Source organism: Streptomyces sp. MB09-02B (assembly GCF_033794485.1).
In the GTDB taxonomy this organism is placed as follows: domain Bacteria; phylum Actinomycetota; class Actinomycetes; order Streptomycetales; family Streptomycetaceae; genus Streptomyces.
Window position 1 is genome coordinate 1 of the sequence record NZ_JARGEE010000517.1, and the last position, 5,662, is coordinate 5,662.

7 protein-coding genes are annotated in these 5,662 nt (G+C 69.8%); 6 read left to right on the forward strand and 1 reads right to left on the reverse strand.

Annotation, left to right across the window (positions count from 1 at the left end):
* The 6 genes from P1P70_RS39480 to P1P70_RS39505 form a co-directional block, all read left to right on the forward strand.
* Positions 1-979 (forward strand): ATP-binding cassette domain-containing protein (locus P1P70_RS39480; RefSeq protein WP_319246482.1); only part of this gene is annotated, 979 nt, incomplete at its 5' end.
* On the forward strand, positions 976-1,785 hold the full coding sequence (locus P1P70_RS39485; protein ID WP_319246484.1) for an ABC transporter permease: 810 nt from the start codon (positions 976-978) through the stop codon (positions 1,783-1,785). The genes P1P70_RS39480 and P1P70_RS39485, both read left to right, overlap by 4 nt.
* A gap of 110 nt (positions 1,786-1,895) precedes the next feature.
* Positions 1,896-2,426 carry a helix-turn-helix transcriptional regulator gene (locus P1P70_RS39490; RefSeq protein ID WP_319246487.1) on the forward strand — a complete coding sequence of 177 codons (531 nt, stop codon included), beginning with the start codon at positions 1,896-1,898 and terminating at the stop codon, positions 2,424-2,426.
* Between the two features lie 119 nt (positions 2,427-2,545).
* Positions 2,546-3,157: a hypothetical protein gene (locus P1P70_RS39495; RefSeq protein ID WP_319246490.1), complete on the forward strand. Its 612-nt coding sequence runs from the start codon at positions 2,546-2,548 to the stop codon at positions 3,155-3,157.
* A gap of 36 nt (positions 3,158-3,193) precedes the next feature.
* Positions 3,194-3,325: a hypothetical protein gene (locus P1P70_RS39500; protein ID WP_319246493.1), complete on the forward strand. Its 132-nt coding sequence runs from the start codon at positions 3,194-3,196 to the stop codon at positions 3,323-3,325.
* Between the two features lie 160 nt (positions 3,326-3,485).
* Positions 3,486-3,830 carry a DUF2516 family protein gene (locus P1P70_RS39505; RefSeq protein WP_239760402.1) on the forward strand — a complete coding sequence of 115 codons (345 nt, stop codon included), beginning with the start codon at positions 3,486-3,488 and terminating at the stop codon, positions 3,828-3,830.
* A gap of 39 nt (positions 3,831-3,869) precedes the next feature.
* Here P1P70_RS39505 and P1P70_RS39510 read toward each other — a convergent pair whose 3' ends face one another.
* A complete protein-coding gene (locus P1P70_RS39510) occupies positions 3,870-5,186 on the reverse strand; it encodes a PP2C family protein-serine/threonine phosphatase (protein WP_413471652.1) in 1,317 nt (438 codons plus the stop codon).
* Positions 5,187-5,662 lie beyond the last annotated feature (476 nt).

Genomic DNA, 5,662 nt, shown 5'->3' on the forward strand with positions numbered 1-5,662 from the left:
CCCGGACCGCACCCCGCCCCCCGACCGAACCTCGGCCGCCACCGGCCTCACCGCCACCGGCCTCACCAAGTCGTACGGCGACAAGCAGGTCCTGCGTGGTATCGACCTCGACATCCTGGGCGGTACCGTCTTCGCCCTGCTCGGCCCCAACGGTGCGGGCAAGACCACGACCGTCCAGATCCTGTCGACGCTCATCGCCGCCGACTCCGGCACCGCCCGCCTCGCCGGTCACGACTTGGACCGCGAAGCCGACGCCGTACGCAAACTCATCGGTGTCACCGGCCAGTTCGCGGCCGTCGACAACCTCCTCAACGCCGAGGAGAACCTGATGCTCATGGCGGACCTGCACCATCTGCCCCGCCGCGAGGGCCGGCGCCGTACCGCCGACCTGCTCGCCCGCTTCGACCTCACCGAGGCCGCCCGCAAGCCCGTCGCCACCTACTCCGGCGGGATGCGGCGCAAGCTGGACCTGGCGATGACGCTGGTCGGCGACCCGCGCATCATCTTCCTCGACGAGCCCACGACCGGCCTGGACCCGCGCTCCCGCCGCACCATGTGGGAGATCATCCGCTCCCTGGTCGACGAGGACGGCGTGACGATCTTCCTCACCACCCAGTACCTGGAGGAGGCCGACCAACTGGCGGACCGTATCGCCGTGCTCGACGGCGGAAAACTGGTCGCCGAAGGTACGGCGGAGGAGCTCAAGCGCCTGATCCCCGGCGGTCACATCTCGCTCAGGTTCGCCGATGCGGAGGCGCTGGAGCTGGCCGCCTCCCACTTCGCCGCGACCGCCCGCGACGACGAGGAACTGACCCTCCAGATCCCCTCCGACGGCACCGTCCCCACCCTCCGCGCGGTCCTGGACATCCTCGACGGCGCCGGCGTCACCCCCGAGGCGCTCTCGCAGCACACCCCGGACCTCGACGACGTCTTCCTCACCCTGACCGGCGACAAGCAGCAGCAGGAGATCTCCCGATGAGCAGTGTCAGCTACGCGGCCCGTGACTCCGTCACCATGTTCCGCCGCAATATGAAGCGCGCGATCCGCTACCCGTCCGTCGTCGTCACCATCGTGATGATGCCGGTCCTCTTCCTGCTCCTCTTCAACTACGCCTTCGGCGGCGCACTCGGCGCCGGTATCCAGGGCCCGCAGGCGCCGCAGGGCGAGGGCGTCGCCGGCATCGACTACATCGACTACGTCGCGCCCGGCATCATTCTGATGACCGTCGCCACCGGCTGCATCGGAGCCGCCCTCAGCGTGTGCATGGACATGACCGAGGGCATCGTGAACCGCTTCCGCACCATGTCGATCTCCCGGGCCTCGTTCCTCACCGGCCACGTCCTGGGCAATCTCGTCCAGACCGTCCTCGGCACCGTGGTGGTCACCGGCGTGGCGCTCGCCATCGGCTTCCGGCCGAACGCCACCGCCCTGGAGTGGCTCGCCGCAGCCGGCCTGCTCACCGTCCTCGCCCTCGCCCTGACCTGGCTCGCGGCCGGCATGGGCCTGGTCGCCAAGACCGTCGAGTCCGCCAGCAACATGCCGATGCCCATCACCTTCCTCCCCTTCCTGGGCAGCGCCATCGTCCCCACCGACTCGATGCCGACCGGTCTGCGCTGGTTCGCCGAACACCAGCCCTTCACCCCCATCAACGAGACCCTCCGCGGCCTGCTGATGGGCACCGAGATCGGCAACAGCGGCTGGTTCGCCCTGGCCTGGTGCACGGCCCTCGGCCTCACCGGCTACCTCTGGTCCAAGTCCGCCTTCAAGCGCGGCGTCCGCAACTGACCCCGCTGACCCTGCGGCTGGCTCCACCCCGCCCCGCCGCGTTCGTGGCGTAGCGCACTTTTGCAAGCGGGTGCTTGCAATAGTTAGCGGGGGTGGTGCATGGTGGGGGCATGGCATCGCTCAACGTCGGCAATCTCGGTGAGTACCTGCGTGAACAGCGGCGAAACGCGCAGCTGTCGCTCAGGCAGCTCGCCGACGCCGCCGGGGTGTCCAATCCGTATCTGAGCCAGATCGAGCGCGGGCTGCGCAAGCCGAGCGCGGAGGTGCTGCAGCAGGTCGCGAAGGCGCTGCGGATCTCTGCCGAGACGCTGTACGTGCGGGCCGGCATCCTCGACGCGGAGCGGGACCGGGACGAGGTGGAGACACGCGCCGTCATCCTCGCCGATCCCACACTGAACGAGCGGCAGAAGCAGGTGCTGCTCCAGATCTACGAGTCCTTCCGCAAGGAGAACGGATTCGAGATCGGGGCCGAGGTCGCGGCGGATACCGGGGTCGAGACCGACCTCGCGACCGACATCGACCTCGGTGCCGGCACGGGAACTGGCTCGGTGACGGATGCGGCGGGTGCCGAGGAAGCCTCGGCCCCCGGCCCTCGTACGGCCGACGGCGGCGATGCCGGTCCGCGGCGCACGGCGAGTTGACCACGACCATGGCCAAGCCGAAGCCGAAGAGGTCAAAGCCGAAGCCGAAGTAGCCGAAGCCGACTCGGACCTGAACGACTCAAAACCCTCAGCAGCAAGCAACCCGGAGGACTCTCACCATGGCCATCACCGACGACATCCGCAAGGCCGTCACCGACCCGACCCCCTTCTACTTCGCCGCCGGCACCGCCGACCTCGCCCTCCAGCAGGCGAAGAAGGTCCCCGGCCTCGTCGAGCAGCTGCGCGCGGATGCGCCGGCCAAGATCGACGCCGTACGCCAGACCGACCCGAAGGCCGTGCAGGAGAAGGCCACCGCCCGCGTCAAGGAGACCCAGGAGAACCTCCAGACCAAGGTCACCGAGATCATCGGCACCCTCGACACCGACCTGAAGAAGCTCGGCGAGAGTGCTCAGGACCTCGCGCTGCGCAGCGTCGGCGTCGCCGCCGAGTACGCGGTGAAGGCCCGGGAGACGTACGAGCGGGTCGCCGAGCACGGTGAGCAGGCCGTGCGGACCTGGCGTGGCGAGGCCGCGGAGGAGATCGAGGAGCTCGCGATCGCCGTCGAGCCGAAGTCCCAGCCGGTCGAGGTCAAGGACGAGCCGGCGGCCGCGAAGCCGGTTCCGGCCCAGGCCGCGCCCGCGCCCGCCCCCGCCGCCAAGAAGGCCGCGCCGAAGAAGGCTCCGGCGCGCAAGACGACGGCCGCGAAGAAGACCACCCCGCCCGCCAAGTAAGCGCAAGGGCGAACCGCCCGGTGGGCGACATAGCCGATGACGGCGATCACGGCGATCACGGCGATCACGGAGATCACGGAGATCACGGAGATCACGGAGATCGCGGAAATCACGGAGATCACGGAGTCGGCGACAGTGCGAGAGGTATGTGTGCACGCGCGCGTGTAGGTACGCGTGGACGTACGCGTGCAGTGCCTGTCAGTACCTCGCGGTACGGAGACGGGCCGGGCACCTTTGGGGTGGCCGGCCCGTTCTACGGGTACGGTGGCCGCGTGGGAGAAACGGTCGGCATTCGGAAGCGTGAACGGAACGGGCGGTGGTGGGCACCATGCTGATGAGCGGCTTCGCGGGGTTCATGGGGCTGTTGCAGCTCGTTGTGATCGCACTCGCCGCGTTCGCGGTGATCGACGCCGCGTTCCGGCGGGAGGACGCGTTCCGCGCGACGGACAAGCAGACCAAGGTCTTCTGGCTGATCATCCTCGGGATCGCGCTCGTCGTGAGCCTGCTCTTCCCGCTCCTGTCGTTCCTGCCGATCATCGGTCTCATCGCCAGCATCGTCTACATCGTCGACGTGCGTCCCGCCGTGCGGCAGATCTCCGGCGGCGGTGGCCGCGGCGGTAACCGAGGCTCCAGCAGCGACGGTCCGTACGGCCCCTACAACGGCGGTCGGTGACCTCCTCCGAGGCCGTGCCCCCTCCGAGGCCGAGCCTGCTCAGGCCTCCCGGTCCAGCAGCAGGACCGCCACGTCGTCGGTCAGTTCGCCGCCGTTGAGGTTGCGGACCTCGTTCACGGCGGCGCGCAGCAACTCCTCGCCGCGCAGACCCTCAGCGAGCTGGCGGCGGACCATTTCCACCATGCCGTCCTGGCCGAGCCGTTCCTTGCCCTGGCCGATCCGGCCCTCGATCAGGCCGTCGGTGTAGAGCATCAGACTCCACGCGGCCCCCAGTTCGATCTGAGTGCGCGGCCAGCGGGCGTTCGGCAGCAGACCGAGGGCAGGGCCGCCGTTGTCGTACGGCAGCAGCTCGGCCGGCGGGGTCGGACGGCCGTCCTGGCCATGGCGGGCGATCAGCGGGGACGGGTGACCAGCGAGGCAGAGGCCCGCGCGGCGGCCGTCGGGGGCGATGTCGACCGTGCAGAGCGTCGCGAAGATCTCGTCGCTCTCCCGCTCGTGCTCCAGGACGCGCTGCAGCGTCGACAGCAGTTCGTCACCGCAGAGCCCCGCGAAGGTCAGCGCCCGCCAGGCGATGCGCAGCTCCACGCCGAGCGCCGCCTCGTCGGGGCCGTGCCCGCAGACGTCGCCGATCATCACGTGCACGGTGCCGTCCGGGGTGCGGACGGTGTCGTAGAAGTCGCCGCCGAGCAGGGCGCGGGAACGCCCCGGCCGGTAGCGGGCGGCGAACCTCAGGGACGAGCCCTCCAAGAGGGGGGTCGGCAGCAGGCCGCGTTCCAGGCGGGCGTTCTCCTGGGCGCGCAGCTTGGACTCGGTGAGCCGGCGCTCGGCCGTGTCGGACCGCTTGCGCTCCACCGCGTAGCGGATCGCGCGGCTCAGGAGGCGGCCGTCCACTTCGTCCCGGAACAGGTAGTCCTGTGCGCCCACCCGTACCGCCTCCGTGCCGCGCTCGGCGTCGCCCGAGTCGGTGAGGGCCAGGACCGCGTGGCGGGGGGCCAGGGTCAGGACGTGCTTGAGGACGGCGAGTTCCTCGTCGGGGTGGTCGGCCGACTCGGTGTCCGGGTCGGTGGGGCGGGCCGGGGCCGGGAGTGCCAGGTCCAGGAGGATGCAGTTGACGTCGTCGGTCAGCAGCCGCTGGGCCTCGGTGAGGTTGCGGGCGGTGCGGACACGGATCGGTTTGCCCGCCGAGTCGAGCAGTTCGGGCACGTTGAGGGAACCCGCCGGGTCGTCCTCGATGAGGAGCACCGTGAGGTTGGTGGGGCTGGACTGGGGGGCCGGGCCCGTGGTGCCGGGGCCGGCGGCGTGGGAGCCGGGCGGGCGTGTGGAGTTGTCTACAGGGGCCAGGGCCGAGGCGTTCATGGCAGCCCCCTCTCCGGACGGTCCGCCGGGCGCGGACACGGCGTGCGCCTGACCACTCTCCGCGGCCGGGATCGCTCTCTGCCGCGGTACGGGTACGGGCATCGTGTTGGGTTCCTTCCCTCCCCCCGAGGGCACGGTGGGCGAGGGACCTCGACCCACCGACGGGGACCTTAGCGCCAGGCGCCGCCGCAACGGAATGGGCGACGGGGCGCCGGGTGGCAAACAGCCGACGTCATATGCCGCATCCCGTACCGCACTTGGACATGGCAGGGCTTTCCCCTGGAATGACGAATGTCACGCGACGGAGGTTGAGCCCGCAGGCAAAGGTGTCGAGAGTCACGTGGAGTGGCTCACGACGGGGGCGCGGTTGGGTCGAGTGGTGGAGTGGTGGGTGGTCTCTTAAAAACATCGAACGCGCCACACAAAACCCATGTGTAAACTCCAGGGAGCCCCCCAAAACAAAAAAAAAAAAAAAA

What these genes read in the sequence shown, in the direction of transcription:
- P1P70_RS39485 (WP_319246484.1), top strand. Translation starts at nt 976, where the DNA reads ATGAGCAGTGTCAGCTACGCGGCCCGTGACTCCGTCACCATGTTCCGC.
- P1P70_RS39490 (WP_319246487.1), top strand. Translation starts at nt 1,896, where the DNA reads ATGGCATCGCTCAACGTCGGCAATCTCGGTGAGTACCTGCGTGAACAG.
- P1P70_RS39495 (WP_319246490.1), top strand. Translation starts at nt 2,546, where the DNA reads ATGGCCATCACCGACGACATCCGCAAGGCCGTCACCGACCCGACCCCC.
- P1P70_RS39500 (WP_319246493.1), top strand. Translation starts at nt 3,194, where the DNA reads ATGACGGCGATCACGGCGATCACGGCGATCACGGAGATCACGGAGATC.
- P1P70_RS39505 (WP_239760402.1), top strand. Translation starts at nt 3,486, where the DNA reads ATGCTGATGAGCGGCTTCGCGGGGTTCATGGGGCTGTTGCAGCTCGTT.
- P1P70_RS39510 (WP_413471652.1), bottom strand. Translation starts at nt 5,186, where the DNA reads ATGAACGCCTCGGCCCTGGCCCCTGTAGACAACTCCACACGCCCGCCC.